This is a genomic window from Amycolatopsis sp. cmx-11-32, from assembly GCF_047608695.1.
Taxonomy (GTDB): Bacteria; Actinomycetota; Actinomycetes; order Mycobacteriales; family Pseudonocardiaceae; genus Amycolatopsis.
The window spans coordinates 611,723-631,923 of record NZ_JADNQN010000003.1; the positions used below are offsets into that span (position 1 = coordinate 611,723).

Annotated in this window: 18 protein-coding genes; 6 read left to right on the forward strand and 12 right to left on the reverse strand. The window is 68.5% G+C overall.

The window, feature by feature from the left end:
* Positions 1-250: 250 nt before the first annotated feature.
* Both ACM6LR_RS11720 and ACM6LR_RS11725 read right to left on the reverse strand, forming a co-directional pair.
* The gene (locus tag ACM6LR_RS11720; protein ID WP_414938666.1) at positions 251-958 is read right to left on the reverse strand and encodes a hypothetical protein; all 708 of its coding nucleotides are present in this window, start codon (positions 956-958) and stop codon (positions 251-253) included.
* Complete coding sequence (locus ACM6LR_RS11725; RefSeq protein ID WP_414943733.1) at positions 951-3,962, reverse strand: DEAD/DEAH box helicase; 3,012 nt, start codon at positions 3,960-3,962, stop codon at positions 951-953. The genes ACM6LR_RS11720 and ACM6LR_RS11725 overlap by 8 nt, the downstream gene beginning before the upstream one ends.
* A gap of 264 nt (positions 3,963-4,226) precedes the next feature.
* Here ACM6LR_RS11725 and ACM6LR_RS11730 point away from each other — a divergent pair, with 264 nt between their 5' ends.
* Positions 4,227-4,604 (forward strand): hypothetical protein, encoded by a 378-nt coding sequence (locus tag ACM6LR_RS11730; RefSeq protein ID WP_414938664.1) that lies wholly within the window; start codon positions 4,227-4,229, stop codon positions 4,602-4,604.
* A 12-nt stretch (positions 4,605-4,616) separates the two neighbouring features.
* On the opposite strand, the gene ACM6LR_RS11735 is transcribed toward ACM6LR_RS11730, so the two are convergent.
* Entirely contained in the window at positions 4,617-5,045 is a 429-nt protein-coding gene (locus tag ACM6LR_RS11735) for a MarR family winged helix-turn-helix transcriptional regulator (protein ID WP_414938663.1), read from the reverse strand.
* A gap of 70 nt (positions 5,046-5,115) precedes the next feature.
* Between ACM6LR_RS11735 and ACM6LR_RS11740 the strand changes: the two genes are divergently transcribed.
* The gene (locus ACM6LR_RS11740; RefSeq protein WP_414943734.1) at positions 5,116-5,724 is read left to right on the forward strand and encodes a TIGR03086 family metal-binding protein; all 609 of its coding nucleotides are present in this window, start codon (positions 5,116-5,118) and stop codon (positions 5,722-5,724) included.
* Between the two features lie 501 nt (positions 5,725-6,225).
* On the opposite strand, the gene ACM6LR_RS11745 is transcribed toward ACM6LR_RS11740, so the two are convergent.
* The 6 genes from ACM6LR_RS11745 to ACM6LR_RS11770 all read right to left on the reverse strand — a co-directional run bounded on the left by ACM6LR_RS11745 (position 6,226) and on the right by ACM6LR_RS11770 (position 14,064).
* Positions 6,226-8,982 (reverse strand): DUF5682 family protein, encoded by a 2,757-nt coding sequence (locus ACM6LR_RS11745; RefSeq protein ID WP_414938661.1) that lies wholly within the window; start codon positions 8,980-8,982, stop codon positions 6,226-6,228.
* Positions 8,979-10,091, reverse strand: a complete 1,113-nt coding sequence (locus ACM6LR_RS11750) for an ATP-binding protein (RefSeq protein WP_101608346.1) — start codon at positions 10,089-10,091, stop codon at positions 8,979-8,981. Before ACM6LR_RS11750 ends, ACM6LR_RS11745 begins: the two co-directional genes overlap by 4 nt.
* A 19-nt stretch (positions 10,092-10,110) precedes the next feature.
* Entirely contained in the window at positions 10,111-11,481 is a 1,371-nt protein-coding gene (locus tag ACM6LR_RS11755) for a VWA domain-containing protein (protein ID WP_414943735.1), read from the reverse strand.
* Entirely contained in the window at positions 11,478-12,857 is a 1,380-nt protein-coding gene (locus tag ACM6LR_RS11760; protein ID WP_414943736.1) for a hypothetical protein, read from the reverse strand. The genes ACM6LR_RS11755 and ACM6LR_RS11760 overlap by 4 nt, the downstream gene beginning before the upstream one ends.
* Positions 12,857-13,354: a hypothetical protein gene (locus ACM6LR_RS11765; RefSeq protein WP_414938658.1), complete on the reverse strand. Its 498-nt coding sequence runs from the start codon at positions 13,352-13,354 to the stop codon at positions 12,857-12,859. Before ACM6LR_RS11765 ends, ACM6LR_RS11760 begins: the two co-directional genes overlap by 1 nt.
* Before the next feature lie 71 nt (positions 13,355-13,425).
* The gene (locus tag ACM6LR_RS11770) at positions 13,426-14,064 is read right to left on the reverse strand and encodes a haloacid dehalogenase type II (protein WP_414938657.1); all 639 of its coding nucleotides are present in this window, start codon (positions 14,062-14,064) and stop codon (positions 13,426-13,428) included.
* 64 nt (positions 14,065-14,128) lie between these two features.
* Between ACM6LR_RS11770 and ACM6LR_RS11775 the strand changes: the two genes are divergently transcribed.
* A complete protein-coding gene (locus tag ACM6LR_RS11775) occupies positions 14,129-14,677 on the forward strand; it encodes a CGNR zinc finger domain-containing protein (protein ID WP_414938656.1) in 549 nt (182 codons plus the stop codon).
* Here ACM6LR_RS11775 and ACM6LR_RS11780 read toward each other — a convergent pair.
* Positions 14,658-14,963 (reverse strand): hypothetical protein, encoded by a 306-nt coding sequence (locus tag ACM6LR_RS11780; RefSeq protein WP_414943737.1) that lies wholly within the window; start codon positions 14,961-14,963, stop codon positions 14,658-14,660. The two genes, ACM6LR_RS11775 and ACM6LR_RS11780, sit on opposite strands and share 20 nt — an antisense overlap.
* Positions 14,964-15,298: 335 nt before the next feature.
* Positions 15,299-16,018, reverse strand: coding sequence for a S1 family peptidase (locus ACM6LR_RS11785; RefSeq protein WP_414938654.1), 720 nt, complete (start codon positions 16,016-16,018; stop codon positions 15,299-15,301).
* A gap of 281 nt (positions 16,019-16,299) precedes the next feature.
* Between ACM6LR_RS11785 and ACM6LR_RS11790 the strand changes: the two genes are divergently transcribed.
* Complete coding sequence (locus ACM6LR_RS11790; protein WP_414938653.1) at positions 16,300-16,995, forward strand: nitroreductase family protein; 696 nt, start codon at positions 16,300-16,302, stop codon at positions 16,993-16,995.
* Between the two features lie 174 nt (positions 16,996-17,169).
* Positions 17,170-18,564 carry a Gfo/Idh/MocA family protein gene (locus ACM6LR_RS11795; protein ID WP_414938652.1) on the forward strand — a complete coding sequence of 465 codons (1,395 nt, stop codon included), beginning with the start codon at positions 17,170-17,172 and terminating at the stop codon, positions 18,562-18,564.
* Here ACM6LR_RS11795 and ACM6LR_RS11800 read toward each other — a convergent pair.
* Complete coding sequence (locus tag ACM6LR_RS11800; protein ID WP_414938651.1) at positions 18,557-19,357, reverse strand: adenylate/guanylate cyclase domain-containing protein; 801 nt, start codon at positions 19,355-19,357, stop codon at positions 18,557-18,559. The genes ACM6LR_RS11795 and ACM6LR_RS11800 overlap by 8 nt on opposite strands.
* A 227-nt stretch (positions 19,358-19,584) precedes the next feature.
* On the opposite strand from ACM6LR_RS11800, the gene ACM6LR_RS11805 reads away from it, so the two are divergent.
* Positions 19,585-20,181, forward strand: coding sequence for a DUF6801 domain-containing protein (locus ACM6LR_RS11805; RefSeq protein ID WP_414938650.1), 597 nt, complete (start codon positions 19,585-19,587; stop codon positions 20,179-20,181).
* The last annotated feature ends 20 nt before the right edge of the window (positions 20,182-20,201 follow it).

Genomic DNA, 20,201 nt, shown 5'->3' on the forward strand with positions numbered 1-20,201 from the left:
GCAGGCACCAGAAATCAAGCCCCGACTACCGCCAGCAGCTCTGCAGTGCCTGCCGAGAGCTTGCTCGAAGAGGCCCACGCGGTCGCGGCGAAGATCGCGAGCATGTCGGCGTCCCGCGGCCATGATGGTCAAGGAAGCCGTCAACCAGGCCTCCGAGTCCGGTCTGGCCGACGGGCTCCGGTTCGAACGCCACCCAGGACCAGAAAGAGGGTATGGCCGCGTTCACCGAGAAACGCGAGCCGGAGTTCTTTCACTCCTGACCGGTGAGCACCCGATAGAGCGGTCGAAGCAGGGCAGTGACCGAGGTTCCGGCCACCGTGGCCTTGAGCGGCGGGACCTCGTCGAGCAGTCCCAGCGGGTCACCGGACGGCGGTCGTCGCGTGTTCGTGACGTCCCCGGCCGGGCCCCAGCCGAAAAAGTCGTCCATGACCTCGTCCAGAGCGGGTGCCTCGGCATTGGCCGATGGGGCCGTGACGCGGGCGCCCGCTTGACGTCCGATGTCTTCGAGCAGCGTCGTGCGATCGCGTCCGCGAAGCGCGAAGATCGAGAACGGTTCCGTCTCGGCCTCTTGCTCCAGTGCGATCAGCCCGGCGACAAGGTGATCGCATGGAACGCGGGTGCCCGGGCACGTGCAGTCCAGCGACAGTTCCCACGCGGCTTCGGGAAACAGCGGCACCTGCTCCGCGACGAAGAAGCGTTCGACGTCGTCCGGGACCCGCCCGTCGAGCAGGGCGGCCGTCGTGGCCTCCTCCGCGACGATGGCGGCCGTGACCGCCGTCCACACCTGCTTGCCGAACGTCGGCAGGCCGACGCGGACCTCGTAGAACCGTTGCCGCGTCACCCGGACCTCGGCGACGGCCGCGCCGGGCCCGATCGTGAGGGTGTCGACCCGACAGGGCGGCACGAGTCCTTTGTGGACGCCCAGTTCGTCGAGTGCCCGGCGGAATCCGTCAGTCATCGGCCGCCTCCCGTCCCAGTGCGAAGACGTCACGCAGCGAATCGGTGGACAGCTCCGTGAGCCAGTCCTCCCCGTCGGTGACGACGAGGCCGGCCAGCGCTTCCTTCTTGGTGATGACGGCGTCGATGCGTTCCTCGATGGTGCCGGGGCAGACGAACTTCCGCACCTGGACGCTCCGCCGCTGGCCGATGCGAAAGGCGCGGTCGGTCGCCTGTTCCTCGACAGCCGGATTCCACCACCGGTCCAGATGCAGGACGTGGGTGGCCGCGGTGAGCGTCAGCCCCGCTCCCCCGGTCTTCAGCGACGCGAGCAGAATCGGCGGACCGTCGCCCGATTGGAAGTGTTCGACGATCGAGTCGCGGCGCTGCTGTGACAACCCGCCGTGCAGGAAGGCGATCTTCGCGTTCAGCCTATGCGACAGATGCGGCACCAGCAGATGCCCGAACTCGGCGAACTGCGTGAAGCACAGCGTGCGGTCGCCCGACTCCAGGACCTCCGCGAGGAGTTCTTCGAGCCGGTTGACCTTGCCGGAACGGCTTCCGATCGGCGAACCGTCGTGCAGCAGATGCGCGGGATGGTTGCAGATCTGCTTGAGCTTGGTGATCGCGGCGAGGATGTTGCCACGCCGCTTGACCCCGGCGCTGTCGGCGATCTTGGTCATCATCTCGTCCACGGTCGCGCGATACAGCGTCACCTGCTCGCGGGTGAGGCGGTATTCCTGGCGGATCTCGATCTTCTCGGGCAGGTCGGCGAGCACCGTGGGATCGGTTTTGAGCCTACGCAACAGGAACGGCCGGGTCAGCCGGCGCAGTTCGGTGGCCGCGGTCAAGTCGCCCCGGCGCTCGATGGGCACCTCGAACCGCTCGCGGAACTCCTGCCTGCCACCGAGGACGCCGGGGTTGAGCAAATCCGACAGCGACCACAGATCGGCGAGCCGGTTCTCCACCGGCGTCCCGGTCAGGGCGACCCGGTGCCCCGCCGGGATCCGGCGCAAGGCCTGTGCCGGACCGGTGTTCTGGTTCTTGACCGCCTGCGCCTCGTCGAGCACGAGCCGGTGCCACCGGGTGCCCGCGAGTTCGTCGGCGTCGCGGGCGGCGGTCGAGTAGGTGGTGACGACGAGGTCCGCGCCGCCGATGCGCGCGGCCAGCCGTGCCCCGTGCTCGCGGTCGGCGCCATGGTGGATGTGGACGCGCAACTCCGGCGCGAACTTGGCCGCTTCGCGTTGCCACGTCCCGAGCAGCGACATCGGGCAGACGAGCAGTGTCGGTCCGGTGTCGTCGTGCGCCCGCTCGATCGCTTCGAGCGCGAGCAGCTGGACGGTCTTCCCGAGTCCCATGTCGTCGGCGAGGCAGGCGCCGAGGCCGATCGACGTCATGAACGCGAGCCAGGCGACGCCCCGGCTCTGGTATGGCCGCAGGGTCGCCAGGAAGGTCGGCGGCGGCTCGACCGGAGCGATGGTGCGCTGGACGCGGCCTGCGAGGAAATCGTCGATCCAGCCGTCGGTGGTGACCTCGGTGACCGGCAGCGGCGTGTCATCGAACCCGTGGAGCAACGCCAGCAGTTCGGCAGGCGTCGGCAGTGGCGGTTTCTCCCAGTCCGCGTCGCGGCGCAGATACTCGAGGCCGGAGCGCAGCAGCTCGGGGTCGACGCTCACCCACCGGCCGCGCAGCCGCACCAGTGACGACTTCGCGGCGGCGAGCCCGGCCAGTTCCTCGTCGGTCAGCGCGTCCTCGCCGATCGCGAGCGCCCAGCGGTAGGAGGCGAGCTGGTGACGGCCGAGACGGTGCACGGCGGCCTGGTCGACGGGCGCGCCGCGGACGGACAGCTTGAGCGCGAGCTTCCGCCTGCCGCCCCAGCTCGCCGGGAGCTGGACGTCGAAACCGGCCGCGACCAGTCGCTCCGCTCCGCCGTCGAGGAACTCCACGGTTTCGGCGACGGTGAGGTCGTAGAGACCCGGCTTGTCGGCTTGGACCGCCGGACCCAGCAACGGCAGCACTCCCGCGGCTCGCTCCAGTTCGGCGGCGAAAAGGCCTTCGGGGTCGGTGAACTTCGCTCCGGCCTTGCCGGACCAGACGTCCTCGGCCGGGAGGAGGAGGCTCGGGTCGGCCGCGGAGCGCAAGAGGAACCGCAGCTGCCACTTTGTTCCGTCGCCGGTCTGGTCGTCGGGGTCGTCGACCGGGCCGTACAGGGTGGGGACCTCGTCGAGCCGGAGGCAGACGGTGCCCTCGGTGAGGTCTGTGTCACCGAGGGCGTCCCAGGCCGCGATGCCCTCGGCGACGATCCCCAGCCGCCCCGGTGCCTGGCTGATCCGGTCGTCGGCGGACTTCAGGGCGTGGAGCCACGATCCGAATGGACCTTCGCGCCCGTCGCTTTCCGTGGCGTGGCCGGCGGCGGCCAGGCGCTCGCGGACCGCGGTGTCGACGAGAGTGTGGAGCGCGTCGGTGACGAGCGCCGCCGGGTCCGGCCTGGTGTGTTCGGCCCGGCCGACCGGCGGGGTGGCCGCGATCAGCGCCTGGAGCGCGACCGCGTCACCACCGCGGGCCACCGGCCGCCAGCGCGCTCGCGCCACGATCTCGTTCCGCACGAGGGTGGGCAGCACCCGGCCGCGGCGCACCAGGTCGTCCGCCAGCCGGACGATGGCGCGGAGGTGGCGGACGGAGGTGCCGTAGCTGACCGTGTCGGCGAGATCCCCCAGCTCGGTGGGGTCGATCAGGAGCGCCGGTACCGACCAGGGTTCCAGCGACAGTTCCTGCTGCGGACGGCCGCGGGCACCCAGTTCGGGCGAAGCGACCGGGCCGCCGCGCCGTGACGGCAGCAGCAGGGTGGCCGACGCGGGCTTGCCGGGGTGCAGCGCGGTCAGATCCGCCACCGACGCGGCGAACGGATGCGGCCGGGCCGACATCGACGGCCGCATCGACGTCGTCGCGGGGCGGTCGCCGTGTTCGCCCCAGAGCACGATCCCGCGGCCTGGGGACCACAGGCCGTGCACGACGAGCGGCGGCATGCTCCTCCTTCGATGTCTGTGCTCCCCAGCATGCCCGTGCCCGGTCAGCGTCCGATCAGCGCGTCACCGGATAGGCTCGCCCGGTGGAGGCATCCCGTGTTTTGGACGCGATCGGTCCGCGCGGGGCCCTGACGATCCTCGGTTGTTCGAAGAGCAAGACCCGAGGCGGGCACGCCGATGAGACCGGCACCGTCTGGTCGGAGACGATGCTCCGCGCACGGGCCGGGGTCCTGGCCAAGTCCAAGGTCGATGACGGCGGGCTGCGTGGCGTCCCACGTCGGGACCGCGTTGATCAAACGCGACGGAGGATCCGGGGAGCTGCTGACAGCGTGGGCAAGGAAGCGCCGCCTGCCCGAGTGGGCCGAGACCGAGATCGAGCGGCAGGTCAGCGAGTACATCGGCCGGATGCCGTTCCGCTCGCCGACGGTGCCCACCGACCTTGACGGTACCAGCCTGCGCGGCTACATCGAGCGGAACAGCATCGCGCCGCTCTCGAACCGGCGCGACGCGCCCGACCGCCCGAGCGGGGGATGGCTCGGCCAGCACGCGGAAAGCGAGAAGGTCCGCGATCGGGATTGTGGAACGTCAATCACGTCGACGAGGACTACGAACCGGAGTTCCTCACGCGGTTCCAGACGTTGACCAACCGCTGACTCACGGCCACTGCGCCTCGGACAGCACGCGCGCGGCTTTGAGGAACGCCTCGCGGTCGGCGGCGGGCAGCTGGTCGAGCAGCCGCTCCTCCTGTTCCTGGATCCGCGTCTGAGTGGACCGCCGCGCGGCGCGGCCGGCGTCGGTGATCCCCAGCAGCCGGACCCGGCGGTCCCTCGGATCCGGCTCGCGGGTGATCAGGCCGTCCTCCTGGAGTGTGTCGAGGGTGCCGATGATGCGCGTCTTGTCCGCGCCGATCGCCTTGGCGAGCGCGGCCTGCGTGCGGACGGGGCCGTCGTCGAGCGCGCTGAGCACCACGTAACCCCACATGGTCAACCCGTGCTCGGCCAGCACCGGCGACTCGGCCGTCATCAGCCGTCGCATGAGCCCGCCGAGCATCGCCGCGAGATCCGGCCTCCTCTGCTCCGCCATGCGCAGACCATACCGATCGATCTCCCGAAATCGGTTGACTAACTCATATGCATATGTAGATGATATGCATATGCCTATCAATGACCTTCGCTTCCTCGACGCCATCGTGGTCCGGGCCAGCCTCGACCTCGTCTCCCAGATCACCCCCAGCGACCTGGAAAAACCGACACCCTGCACCGCCTGGACCCTGCACGGCCTCCTCTCTCACATGGCCACCCAGCACTACGGCTTCGCCGCCTCGGCCGACGGGGAAAGCCACCTCGACCACTGGCGCCTGATCCCCTTGGGCGAAGACCCCATCGCCACCTACCGCGACTCGGTCAACCGAGTCCTGAACGCCTTCGTCCCCCACGACCTCGAAGCCCGCAGGTTCGCGCTCCCCGAGTTCTCCACCGAAATCACCTTCACCGCGGAACAGGCCCTGGGTTTCCATTTCGTGGACTACCTGGTGCACTCCTGGGACGTCGCCAAGACCCTGGGCCTGCCGCTCAAATTCCAGCAAGAGGTACTCGACGCCGGGCTGCGGTTGGCCGAGTCGATCCCGGACGGGCAGATCCGGAGGGCACCGGGTGCCGCGTTCGGCCCGGCCGTCGACGAGAAGGGACCGTCCGATTTGGACACGATCGTCGCACTGCTCGGCCGTTCCCCCTCATGGCCGGACGCCAAGCCCCAGGCTTGACCGGGACGGCCTCGAGAATCCGGGCGGTGAGCAGTTCCGGTTTCTCGAGGAACAGTCCGTGCGTGGTCTTGGGGACGACCTCGACGCGAAGGTGCGGACTCAGTGATTCGAGCCGGGCCGCCACCTCACAGGCCTGGTGAAGGACACTCCGTTCGGCGACGACGATCCGGATGAGTACGCCGATGGCGCACAGCTCGTCGTCGCTGAACAGGTGCATCTCGGGAAATGCTGCCTGTACTTGAGAGCGCCACCACGGCCGCATCCTCGCCCTCCAGGAGTCCGGTCCCCGGCCGTACGAACTCGACGACGAGCTGAACACGTTGGGGCCGTTCGATTTCAGCGGTTCGCTGGAGGTTTCTACACCGCGCACACCAAGTTCGACGCCCATGCCGACGAGCTGCACGCGGTCACCTACTAACCGACCTGGGACCACGTACGGCATCTGATGATCGACCGGACCGGCCGCGTGGTGCGGACCACCCGGATCCCGGTCACCGAAGGTCACCCGCCGGTGAGCACCTCCTCCAGCGCCGCCGCGGAGTCCGGATACCGCTCAAGCAGCCCCAAGCCTGTCGGCGCGGTACTCCCCCACGGCTCGTCACAGCCCAGCAGGTTCGCCACCGCGTCGCAGGCCGCCGGATGCGCGGCCAGGAGTGCCAAGCCGCTCCCACCCGATTTCCTCGGTGCGGCAGGGTTTTCCGGCTGGTTCTTCCAGGGCGGGACCCATGCGTCGAGCGCCGCGAGACGGCCGGGAAAGACCCGCCCGGCTTCGCGGACGAGCAGCGGAACGAGGTCCGCCCCACGCGAGCGCAGCGTGGTGATCAACGTCGGCAGCCAGGGCAGCAACAACCTGTCCGGAAGCTCGGCGAAGGCGTTCGACACCGCCTCGACGACGAAGTCGGCCAGTCCTGGCGCCGGTTCCAGCGCGTGGACGAAACCACTCAGGTAACGCGGGTACGCGGGCAGCACCAACGGGTTCGCCAGCAGACCGGCGCACCTCTCCCGCAGTTCCGCACGAGAGAGCCGGCCGAGCTGTACCTGGGCCGCCCACAGCAGCGCCACCTTCGACGGCTCCTGTGGATGCGATCCGGCGATCGCCAGCTCCAGTTGGGTACGGTCGCAACCCAAGGACAGGGCGAGCGCCTCCATGCTGAACAGGAAGCCCAGCATCGCGGCGACCTGCTCGACACCGGCCTCCTCGTCGGTGAAGGCCGCCGGAAGCAGGGTGCAGTAATGCGCGTACCCCGTCCTGACGAAGTCCTCGACCCACCGGGGTAGCACCGGCTCGCTGGTTCGGTAATGCGCCAGCAGCCTTCGCACCCGCCGCAGTACCTCCGGCGCGCCGTCGACGGTGCGTTCGGTGGACAGGACTTCCAAGGCGCGCGTGCCCAGTTCCCCCGCCAGCCGGGCGCCGCGCAGATAGAGCGTCGCGTCCTCGACGGCTCCGAGCGCCTTCGCCGCGGTGACCTGCGGGTGGTACGCGGACCGCCGGAGCCGTTGTTCCAGCACCTGTTCGATGCTGACACCCTCGTAACCCAGCTCGATGAGCGCCCGCTGATGGGTGCCCAGCGCCAGATCCCACGACTCCTGGATCGGCCGTTCGCCGAGCCGCCGCTCCCCCATGATCGGCCGCGCCGCGCCGTGCGGCATCAGATACCGGAGCATCCACAGCAGATCAGAGCAGGGTTCGAGTTCCGGTTGGGAAGCGATGTCGAGCAGCGCTCGTTGCACACCTCGTTGCTGCAATTTGAGGTTCAGCGGCTCGAGCCTGTCGTGCACGTCGCGTGCCAGCGGTGGCAGCGCGTCGTAGCCGACCTGGCCGATCCGGTCGCCGCCCATCATGATCTCGACGATGCGGCGCACGTCGCGCCTGCCTGGCACGACCTCCTTCTCGATGCAGGTGACCGCCGCGTCCTGGAAGTCGTACGGCGTGGGCTTCGCCCGATCGCGCAGGCCGGCCAGCAGGATCGAGGTCTCGAACACCGCGATCGCGTCGGCCGTCGAGGACAGATATCCGTTGCGGCGCGCCGCCCGCACGACCTCGACCGACCAACCGAGCAACTCGGCCTCGTCCAGCCGGTCCAGGACCGGAGGTCGTTGCAGGAAGCCGGAAAGATGATCCGACGACACCGGATCCGGCGTGGGAGTGGGCAGCTCCGCGGCTTTCTTTCGCTTCGGCCCGCCCACCTGCCCTTCCAGCTGGAACTGCTTGACCTTGGTGCGTTTGAGATTCTTCGCCCACTCGGTCGCGGCGATCGACACCGATCCCCCGGCGAGGCCGAACTGCGCCTCGATCGACGCGTGACTCGACGGGATCAGCCCGTACTGCCAGGCGCTCGCGCTGCGCGGGCTGATCACGAACCCGTCCGTGCCCTCGACGCCGAACTCCGCGACCCGGCTGGCCGCGTGGAACGCGCCGCAGACGTAGAGGCAGTCCGCGGGATCGGCACCCGAAGCGGCGAGGTGCTCGCGCATCCGGGTCCACATGTAGCGCTCGCGGTCCTCGTCCACCCGCACGCGGCGGGTGTCCCCGGGGGCGAGCCTGCGGAACAGGCTGCCGATCAGGAACATGACCTGGCGATAGGTGTCGTGGTCGCCGTCGCCGAGTGGCAGTTCGACGTACTGGTGCCACCATTCCGACCAGTGCCGCACCCGCCCGTGACGCAGCAGGTGTTCCTCGAGTTCGGCGAACCGAGGCCGAAGATCACCGATCTCGACACCGATCGCGTCGCCGTGCAACGCCGCCTCTTCCTCGGCGGGCGGGGCGTCCGGATCCACCTGGGGCTCGCGCTCGTCCCACTGGAAGACATGGTCGGCCGAGCGGTCGACGAGGACGAGTTCGACACCCGGGGTGTCGAGGGCATACGCGATCGCCTGGTACTCGGCCGAAGCCTCGGTGATCGGCGCGACCACCGACAGCGGCGCCCAGTCGGCGGGGAATCCCTTCACGTCCGTCGCGAAAGCCTGCACGGCCACCGGAAGACGGCAGTTGCGCAGCTCGGTCAGCAGCGGCGCCATGTCCTCGCACAGTTCGAGGTAGACCACCTTCGGCTGCTTCTCCCGCAACCGCCGCGCCATCGCCACGGCCGAAGCCGGGGAATGGTGGCAGACCGGGAAGATCTCCAGCGGCTCCCGCACCGCGCGGTCGACGTCGTCGACGAGACCGAGCAGGATGCCCTCCAGTGCGCCGGGCCCGTCGGCGAAAGCGGCCGCGGCCTCCTGCAACTGGCCGCGCAGCGCCTCGAAGGCGCCGCTCACGAGAGGGTGGCGATCGCGTCGCGGCCGCCGTCGAGGAACTCCGGCCAGTCCCCGCCCTCGTCCTTGCTGCGCGGCTCGACGACGCCGTGCAGGTACTTGTTGAGGATCGCCAGGTCCTCCGGCTCACGACGGGCGAGCGAGCCGACGAGCGAAGACGCCAGCGCACGGGCGGTCAGCGCGCGTTCTCCGAAGAAGTTGCTGTGCAGTACCGCGTCTTCGAGGACGCCGATCTGTTCGGCGGTGGACAACGCGGACTCCAGCTTCTCGTCGTCGCTGCCCGCAGATGCCGCCGCGGCACGCAGGTCGCCGAAGCTGCGCAACAGCACGTCGAGCAGCGTCGGCGGCACGTCCAGCTCGATCTGGTGGCGGCGCAGGAGTTCCTCGGTGCGGAAGCGGACGATCTCCGCCTCGCTCTTCTTGTTCGTCACCACCGGGATGCGGACGAAGTTGAACCGGCGCTTGAGCGCGGACGACAGGTCGTTGACACCTCGGTCGCGGCTGTTGGCGGTGGCGATCACGGAGAAGCCGGGCTTGGCGAAGACGATGCCGTCGCTGTCCAGTTCCGGCACCGAGATGTACTTCTCCGACAGGATCGAGATCAGCGCGTCCTGCACGTCGCTGGTGGAGCGGGTCAGCTCCTCGAAACGGCCGATGGAGCCCGCCTCCATCGCGGTCATGATCGGCGACGGGATCATCGAGTCGCGGGACTGGCCCTTGGCGATGACCATGGAGACGTTCCATGAGTACTTGATGTGGTCTTCGGTGGTCCCGGCCGTCCCCTGCACGACGAGCGTGGAGTTACGAGAGATCGCCGCGGCCAGCAGCTCGGCGAGCCAGCTCTTGCCGGTGCCGGGGTCGCCGATCAGCAGCAGCCCTCGGTCGGAGGCGAGCGTGACGATGGCTCGCTCGACGATGCTCCGGTCGCCGAACCATTTCTGCGAGATCTCGCGGTCGAGGCCGTCGGCGCGCTCGGCGCCCAGGACGAACAGGCGAACCATCTTCGGGGACAGGCGCCAGGCGAACGGTTTGGGGCTGTCGTCGACCGACTCCAGCCAGTCCAGCTCTTCGGCGTACTTGAGTTCGGCGGGGGCGCGCAAGACGTCGGACATGTCGTGCCTTTCGGAAAGTTCAGGAGGTGAGGAAGGTCTTGAGTTCGTGGACGAGCTTGGTGATGTGGCCGGAGATCACCGGTGTGCCGAGGTCCTTGAAGCGCTCGCGGAACCACGGGTTCACGCTGCCTCGGCCGGCGCTGGTGACCGAGCCGACCGGGATGAACTTCGCCCCGGATCGGTGGATCGCGGCCATACTTTCGAAGAGCTGCTCGACGCGGGTCTCGTAGAAGTCGGAGATCCACACCACCACGGTGTTGGCGGGCTCGGCGATCTTCGGCTGGGTCAGCGCCATCGCGACCATGCCGTCGTTGCCGCCGCCGAGATTGGTGCGCAGCAGGGTTTCGAAGGGGTCGTGCACCCACGGCGTGAGGTCGAGCGCCTGGGTGTCGTAGGCGATCAGGTGAACGTCCACTTTGGGCAGCCCGGCGAAGATCGAGGCCAGCACGGCACAGTTGACCATCGAGTCGACCATGGAACCGGACTGGTCGACGACCGCGATGAGCCGCTGTGGCGTGGTCTTCTTCGCGGTCTGCTTGTAGTAGAGGCGATCGACGTAGAGCCGTTCCTCTTCCGGGCTCCAGTTGGTGAGGTTCTTCCAAATGGTGCGATCGAGGTCGAGGTTGCGGAACACGCGCTTGGGCGGGACCGAGCGATCCACCTTGCCCGTCGAGGCCTTCTCGACCTGAGTCCGCAGGACTTCCGCGATCTCGTCGACGTACCGGCGGATCAGCGACTTGGCGTTGGCCAACGCCACTCCGGACAGGTTGTCCTTGTCCCGCAACAACTGTTCGATGAGCGACATACTCGGGCTCAACTTCGCCGCGAGCGCCGGATCGGCGAGGACCTCACGTAGATGCATCCGCTTGACGAGGTCCGCCTCGATGGCGCCGAGTTCCGGGCCGATCGCGGGGAGCAGCGTGCTCAAGTCGGGCGCCCCGCCTCCGCCCGTGCCGCCGCGTCCGGTCGGTGCTCCGCCGGGACGACCGCCACGCAGTTCACCCGGACGGCATCCCAGCGAGCGCTCGAGCCAGCCCGCGTCGGCTTGCCAGCAGGACAGCTGCCCGGCCGTCACCGTGTGGGGTGCGGCGGCGAAGACGTTGAGGAGCACCTTCGACACCAGCGCCGCGCGCCGCACCTCCGCGGCCTTGTCCCGGCTGTCCTCGGGTTCGGGAACCATCAGCCCGTCGAACTCGGCGGCCAGCTCGGGATGGCGCTGGACGATCGAGTCGACGGCGACGTTCGGGTCCAGCAACGCGGACGGCAGGCCGATGTCCTCGACCACGGCCACACTCGCCGATTCGAGCGTGGCCTGCTCGTCGTTGTCGAAGAGCCGGGCGAGCAGCCGCCAGTACAGGACCTGGCGGCGGTTGTCCTCGGGTTCGGTCATTTCCGCAACAGCCTTCCGGCACGTTCGCGCAGCACGGCGGCGGCGTCGGTGGCCGCCTTCTCGGCTTTCACCCCGACCTTGTCCGTGGTGCCCCCGGCCCACGCTCCGGCGTGCACGGCGGTGGTCTTCTTGCGGACGGTGGTCTCCACGGCGAGCGGCTGCAGCCGGAAACCGCCGTCCCACCGGAGCAGGCCGATGCACGCACTGGAGCTCGCGACCGCCTTCGGGGTCAGCGGACCGGCGGCGGGGATGCGATCGGTCTCGACGGCGAGTTGATTTCCCGCGAACGTGAACGTGAGCGCGTCTTCGTCGCCTTCAGTGCTGTAGCCCTCCAGGAAGACAGGGACGGCGATACGCGCCGGATGCCGGTCCAGTGGCGCGGCCGACGGCGTGGTGGCCTTCGGCAAGACGACACGTGCGGTGGCGAAAGGGTCCGCGGGCTCGCCAAGACGGGCGAGTTCGTCTTTCCAGAGAAGGTCGCCCTCCGCGGTCACCGGCATGTCGGCGAGGTCCATCGAGCGCCCCTCGCCGACCGCCGCGAGCAAGGACAGATGCGGGCGTAGCAGTTGCCAGATCCCGGCTCCGATGATCGTGTCCGGTTTCGGCACGGTCACGCTCGCGCGGACGAGACGTGGCGCGATGCCGTCCTCCGGTTCGAACACCGCGTGGACCTGGGCCTGCGCGGCCGTCGCATGCTCCAGCAGGTCGACCCCGAGCGGCAGCAGGCGGCCGGTGAGGGTGCCGATCGCGGGCGTCGCCGCCACTCCGGGCACGGTCAGCAGCATCCCGCGAGACCATAGATCACCCCAGCGCCGGACGGGAACGCGCTCCAGCGCCGCACCAGGGCAGGACGCCGCGAGTTCGGCCGCGAAGCCGTCGAGCAGGACCGCCAGCCGTCGCAGGCCCGGTTCCGCGAGCAGTGCGGAGATCACCGGCGCCGAGGCCGAAATAAGGTCGTGGTCGATGCCCTGCCAGCCGGCACGGGCCAGATCGGACAGCCAGGAACGAACGGCCGCCAGCAGATTCGGCGATTCCGTCTCGGCGGCTGTTCGAACGGCTTCCTCTCCAGACGACCGACCAGTGGCTTCGGCGGCCCGGGTGACAAGGGCGTCGTGCACCGAGCCGAACACCGCGATCCTCGCTGCGGCAAGGGAAACGAAGTGCTCCTCCCCCGCCGCTCCAGCCGCGGCTTTCTCGGCGGCTTCGGCGACCCGCGCCGCCAGCGGCGACCCCGCGACGGCGTCGGCCAACCCGGTCAGCCCGGTGATCTGTTGGGGGCGAAGCAGCCCTGAGACGAGTACTCGATCGAAGGCGTCGACGGTCGCCAATGCCTCGTCGAGACCGGCGATGGGGTCGGTGAGCAGATCGGTACGCATCACACCACCGTCCTGGTCGGCGGGAACCAGTGCAGTTCCGGCACGGGAGCAGTCGACGGCTCGAACTCCAGGTATGCCAGGTGCCGCAAGAACTGGCTGAAGACAGACGCGGCGGCGGTGTTGTCTCCTTGCGACGGCCGGGTCGCGCTCATGGTCTGCGAAATGGCCTGGCCGGTCAGTTCGTCAGGCTCCACACGCAGATAGCGCGCGACACGCTCGCCGCCGTACTGAAGGACGGACTCGTTGAGCAAGGCGAGGATGTGGTTGCAGAACATGCCCCGCGCCCCGCCGCAGGGCCGGTTGTTGTTGGTACTGCAGGCGAATTCATACGTGCCCGCCGCGACCGACGAGACGTACACGCGCCCGATGTCCGATCCGCTGGACACGACGCCCTGCACCCGTCCGTCGGCCAGTTCGACGAACGGGACCTTCGCGAGCTTGCGCGGGCGGGCCGGTGGCAACACCCGGGCCGTACTCGCTCTTTCCCAGTCTGACAACGCATCTTCTCCTTGCGGGGTGCCTCGGTGGGGACTGGGAAGAACCTAGCGGGAAGCACCGACAGTTCTGATCAGATTCGATGATTTGCGAGCTGAACGGCCAGATCCGCGAGATCTTCGGCGTGGAAGTCGAACCGATCCGTCGCCGACGGGGGGTCCCCGATGGGCCTGGCGACGTAGGCGGTCCGCAGACCGACGCTCTGGGCACCTCGCAGGTCCCAAGCGTGGGCGGCGACCATCAGCAGCCGCTCCGGCGGCACATCGGACACCTTGACGGCCAGTTCGTAGACGGCCGGGTCAGGCTTGTAGCTCTGTACCTCCTCGGCCGAGAGCGCCTGATGCCAGCGGAGGCCCGCGTAGGCGTTCATCCGGAGCAGGGTCGTCCGACTGGCGTTGGAGAGGCCGATGAGCGCGTACTTCTCGCCGAGGCGAGCAAGCCCTTCGACAGTGTCAGGCCAGGGCGGCATCCTGCGGCCCGCTGTCGCGAGCGCTTCCGTCCGGGCGGCTTCGCGGTCGAGGACGTCACTCGCGACGTACGGCCTCTCCCCTGCGACGATGCGCCGCTGCTCGGTTTCGACGTGACCCAGCCACCGGCTGACCAGCTCATCCGCGTCGGCAGCCGGTACGGCTTGACGGACCGCCGCACGAATCCCGGCGGGCTCGTCGACGAGCGTGCCGAGTATGTCGAACACCAAAGCGTCGATCTCCACGGACAACCTCCAGGTAAGGGTTAAAGTGGCGGTTAACCGTGAACGTACGAGAGGTTGGTAAGGGATGCAAGTAGCGTTGGACGATTACGTCTGGGCGGCGGGCATCGCTACTGACCTGGTCAACACCGCTTCCGAGGTCTGGCACGGCGAAGATCACCTGCCCGATCTCGCGTCTCTCGCCGTCTTCGCTGACCTTCACTCGCTACCCGAGCCCACTCGACCCGGTGATCTTCGCGCCGTCCATCGGCTGCGCGCCACGGTGCGGGAACTGATCGATCACCCAGACCGGGCACGCCTCATCGCCGGTGCCTCCGCACTCACATCACCGGCCGGTCACGTCACCCTCGCCGACAATTCCGTGCGCTGGGCGGTTTCACTTCAACCGGGCACTTCCGTGTCGGACGCACTGTCCGTGATCTGTGGCGTCGGGATCCTCGGCGTCGTTCAGGCTCTCGGCACGGAACGGTTCCGTGCGTGCGGCGCGCCTACTTGCCGAGGCGCGTTCATCGACACGACACGACCCGGGCGGCGTCGCTATTGCATGCCGGGGTTGTGCGGGAACCGCGTCAACGTGGCCAACCACCGGGCACGCCTCAAGCATCGCGACGTTTGAAGCCAGCCACTCCGGCGACCAGCGATAGCGCGACGCGGGAAAGCATCACCAGCACCGCCCCGATCGGCGGAAGAACGTATGCGTCGTTCATTCTTGTCAGCTGCGGCGGCAAATTCGACGGCATGAACGAGGCGACACGTTCTCCGAGCGGTAATGGGAGAAAGTGCGCGAAAATCGGGATCACCAGCAGCGCGGCGCCGAGAGTGACCAGAGTGCCGGTCATCGAACACAGGAGCAGGCCGAGGCCCAGTGCGATAAGAGCGGCGATGACGCCGGTCGCCACCACGGAAGGGATGGCGTTACTGCCCGGTGGCGGTGTCGCGAAAGCCACTTTCGGGACGTCTGACGTCCCGAAAGTGGCTTTCGCGACACCCGGGGGTGGCTGGTGCGCCCCTCACGGCGAGGGTGAGGACGGCGGAAACTATGCGGGCCAGGGCATGGCGCGCTTGTCATCGCGAGAACGCCAGGCTGCGAATAGTCTCCATTCAAGCGAACCTCTCGCTGCTCAGGCGAGGAGTCAAGCGCCACGGGTGAGGCGAACGTCGAGCTTAGGTGACCAAGCACGAAGAGCCGGAGCCCTCCCCGGCAACCACCGGGAAGGGCTCCGCTCACACCAAGGGGTCAGACCCCGGCGATCTGCTGGATCCAGGGCCGGTACCGCGTGATGTTCGTGTAAGCGGTGGTCGTCTGCCGGTCACTGGTCGAAGCGACGCCGACCTGGCGGCCGGAAGCGAACATCGGGCCACCCGAGTCCCCGCCGGCGGTGATGCCGTCGCCGCGGCGCGCGCACACCGCGATGCCACCGTTGTAGTCACGGCAGGAGACCGACGTGACCGAGACGTTGGCGACCTTCAGGTAGCGCGACTGGCAGTTGATCTCCGAGCCGCACTGGCTGGTCGCGCCCCAGCCGTAGACCTGGACGGTCTGCCCGACGGAGACGTTGGCGGTGGTGCCCAGCGGCGAGTACGTGGCGTTCACCGGCGCGGTGAGGCGCACGATCGCGAGGTCCGCGCTGGCGTGGCGGGTCACGGTCGAGCCGGTGGCCATGGTGCCGCCGCTCTGCTGGTCGAGGCTGCCGATCCGGAAGGTGAACGTGCCGCCGCCGGCCACACAGTGTTTCGCGGTCAGGATGTACTGCGGCGCGATGATCGTCGAGGTACAGGTCTGACGGCCGTTGGCGAAGAGCCGGGCCGCCCACGGGCCGCTCGACGCGTTCTGGCCGCCGATGATCATCGGCTGGACATCGGAGGACGGTTCCGCGGCGGACGCCACGGGGGCGGTCACGCCGAGCAACGCCGCGAAGGCGGTGCCGGCGATCAGGGCGAAGGAGCGCAGTCGCATGGTTCCGGCTCGTTTCTGCGGCCCGGGGTTCAGCCGCGCGATAGGGACGGGTGTGCTGATTCTGGGACGCGACAAGAGAAATCGGACACCGCCGAAAGTCGTGCAATAGGTACCTATCTCGTCGTCACGACCACCCTTGAGGGTTCTTCTAGGTATCGAACCGAGCGGTTCGATACTCCGCCCGGCGTCCGTCCATTTGGGACAGATGGCGGCATAACGCCGGGGACATAACTTGTCGCCGGGGCTTCCGGTGAGCGCCGTGCGGCGCCAGAATCGGGATCATGACCGCAGCACAGTGGACCCCGACCTACGGCGACCCCTTCGAGCCGGTGCCCTACCACCCCACTCGCCTGTCCGAGGAAGAATCGCTGGCCACCGCCGCCGATCTGCGCCGCCGCATGGACACCCGCCGCACCGTGCGGATGTTCTCGACCGACCCGGTACCCGAGCAGGTGCTGGTGGACGCCATCGCGGTGGCCTCCACCGCGCCCAGTGGCGCGCATCAGCAGCCGTGGACCTTCGCCCTCATCAAGGACCCCGCGACCAAACAGCGTATCCGCGAGGCCGCCGAAGAGGAGGAACGCGTCTCCTACGAGGGCAGGCTCGGCGAAGAGTGGCTCTCGGCGTTGCGCCCGCTGGGCACCGACGCCGTCAAGACCCACCTCACCGACGCCCCGTACCTCATCGTGGTCTTCCAGCAGCGCTACTTCCTCGACGAGGACGGCACCAAGCACAAGCACTACTACGTCGACGAGTCGGTGGGTATCGCGGTCGGCATGCTGCTTACCGCGTTGCATCTGTCCGGGCTGGCCGCGTTGACGCATACGCCGTCGCCGATGCGGTTCCTCGGCGAACTTCTGGAGCGGCCGCAGAACGAGAAGGCGTTCGCCGTCATCCCGGTCGGCTATCCGGCGGATGACTGCGTAGTGCCGAACCTCGTGCGCAAGTCGATCGACCAGGTGCTGATCCGCCGCTGAGCGGACGCGTGACCCAGGTGCGTGCACGCACCCGGGTTGCGCGAACCGCTTGTTTCCACACAGCCAAACTGCGCATTAGTGCACTTTTATGCTCGCTTTGATGCATCTCTTGACATATCTGGCGGCGATTGGACACAGTCTGGGTACCGAAGGTGACACGAAGGAGTGTTCTTCATGGCCGACCTGCCCTCTGTTTCCCGGCGGACACTGTTCGGTGGCGCTCTCGCCGCCGGGGCGCTCGCCGCGATCCCGGTGAGTGCCGACGCCGCAGAGACCACCGGAGCGGAAAGCGCGCCCCGCCGTCCGGGCCAGCGCAGCATGATCGGGGTGCCGTTCGACCGGCACCAAACCGTCCGGATCGGGCTCATCGGTCTCGGCAACCGCGGTATGTCCATGATCGGCGGGTGGAGCGCCGTACCCGGCGCCGTGGTCACCGCGGTCTGCGACATCCGTGCCGAGCGCGCGAAGGCCGCCGCGGACAAGCTCGCCGCCGACGGGCGACCGCGCCCGGCCGAGTACGGCGGCTCCGCCGACGCCTACAAGAAGATGCTCTCCCGCACCGACATCGACCTCGTCTACATCGCGACGCCGTGGGAGTTCCACTACCCGCAGGGCAAGGCCGCCCTGCTCGCCGGCAAGCACGTCGGGGTCGAACTGCCCATCGCCACCGAGCTCGGCCAGCTGTGGGACCTCGTCAACACCAGCGAGCAGACCCGCAAACACCTGTTCCTCGCCGAGAACTGCAGCTACGGCCGCAACGAGCTGGCCATCCTCAAGATGGCGCACGAAGGCGTCTTCGGCGAGGTCACGAACGGGCACGGCGGCTATCTGCACGACCTGCGAGAACTGCTGTTCTCCGACACGTATTACACCGACGCGTGGCGCCGCAAGTGGCACACCCGCAGCACCGCGAGCTTCTATCCGATGCACGGTCTCGCCCCGATCGCGGCCTGCATGGACGTCAACCGCGGCGACCGGTTCGCCACGCTGCGCGCCACGGCGACCGAACCGAAGGGACTCGCCGACTACCGGAAGCGGCACATGCCGCCGGGCCACCCGTCGTGGAAAGAGACCTACATCAACGGCGACCTGGTGAGCTGTCTGATCGAGACCGAACGGGGACGGATCATCCGCGCCGAGCACGACGTCAGCTCGCCGCGTCCCTACAGCCGCATCAACAGTCTCGCCGGCAGCCGCGGCATCGTGGAGGACTACCCCGCCCGCATCTACGTCGAGCCCGACCACAGCGGGCACGCGTGGAAGGACTTCGGGCCGTACCGCGAACGTCACGACCACTGGCTGTGGAAGAAGCTCAAGGACGACCCGAACCTCGGCGGGCACGGCGGCATGGACTACGTGCTGCAGTGGCGGATCGTGCAGCAGATGCGCGCGGGCCTGGTGCCGGACATCGACGTCTACGACTCCGCGGTCTGGTGCTCCCCCGTGCCGCTGAGCGTGGTCTCGCTGGCCCGCGGCGGTAAACCGGTCGCGGTGCCGGACTTCACCCGCGGCGGCTGGTCGAAGCCTCGGGCAGGGCTGGATTCGCAGCCGTCGGAGATGCCTAAGTAGGCGAGTAGCGAGGGACGACGCGGTACACCCGGAGATCCTTCGGGGTACCCTTGGCGCGGAAGTTCCGGCGCGGACGCACGATGACGGCGTCCGCGTCGAGTTCTTCCACGACACTGCCGCTGGCCAGCACCTCGTCGCCGTCCGCCGCGGCCATGACCCTGGCGGCGATGTTCACGTCGACACCGAGATAGTCGTTGCCGACACGCTGCGGGTTCCCGCGGTGCAGGCCCGCCCGCAGGTGGGGCAGGTAGCCGTCGGCCTTGATCACGCTCACGGCGGAGCACGTCTCGTAGGCGGCGTTCACTGCTTCACCCGGGTCGGCGAACACGGCCATCACGCCGTCACCCAGCCCCTTGACGACACTTCCCCGATGCCCGGTGACGACGGACTCCGTCACGTCGGCGACGGCGCGGAGCAGTTCGAGGACACGGTCGTCGCCGGCGTGCAGCGCCCAGGTCGAAAAGCCGACGAGGTCGGTGAACAGCACCGTGATCCCGTTCGCGGCCAGTGGCTGGTCGCCGGATCGACGGACGGCCTGCCAGGCCTGCACGGCGGCCAGCCCCAGTTCACGGGTCGCGCTCGGGCGATCGGCGCCCGCCTCGGTGAGCAGCCGCGCGAGCCTGTCGGACGAACGGCCCGTCGACGTCGCCAGCGGATCACCGGGCGTGTCGGCCCCGGGGACGAGCTTGCGGAGGAGCCGCGCGCCGCGCACCAGTTCACCACGCTGGTCCGTCGCCCGCAGGAACTTGCGGGTCCGGAGGTGCCACGGCTCGGGTCGGTCGGTCACGATCATGACCCTAGCCGGTCACCCTGCGACCGGAGCACCTGTCACCGGGGTGACAAGAAACTCCGGCAGATTTCCCCTTTCCGCTTTCGCATGACAAGTCGCGATCACATCATTCCGCATACCCGTGACAAGATCGGCGCGCAAAGAAAACGCAAGTGATCTTTCCCTTTCCCCGTTGGTGACTTTCCACCTAGATTCGGCGGCGAGCCCATTCAACGACGAAAGGACCAGACATGACGGAAACCCTCGTACGGAAGGGTGTTCGCCGGTTCTGCGCGGCCGGGATCGCCGCCGTGGTCGCCGGAACCGTGATGCTCACCGCGGCCGGAACCGCGGCCGCCGTCGAAAAGAATCTCACGTACAAGGGTGGCTTCCCCCTCATCGGCGACCAGCAGGTGGCGGTGGTGGTGAAGGCGGAAATCCCGGCGACCGCACAGGCCGGAACGCCGATTTCGGTGCCGTTCACCCTCGACGTCGATTCCGGACAGGCCGCGGGCGACGGACTCCGGCTGGTCGGGGCCACGAAGCTTTCCGGCACGATCAGCTCGAAGGTCAACGTCGCGCTCGGCGAGCAGAAGGTGTCGATCCCCATCGAGCTGCCCATCCCGGACACCGAGGTGCCCGCGGAAGGATCGCTGAAGTTCACAGCGTCGGGCACGGTCGACTTCACCATCCCGGCGGGGACCCCCGCCGGTGAGGCGACCAGCAGTGTGGACCCCGCGGCGACCTCGCACATCGTCACCGACAGCTCGCTCGGCGAGTTCGACGTCCAGCTCACGCTCGACCCGCCCGGCCAGGACGCCACCCTCGGCAAGACGACCGTCAGCTGAAACCCCGTTTCCCCCGGCTC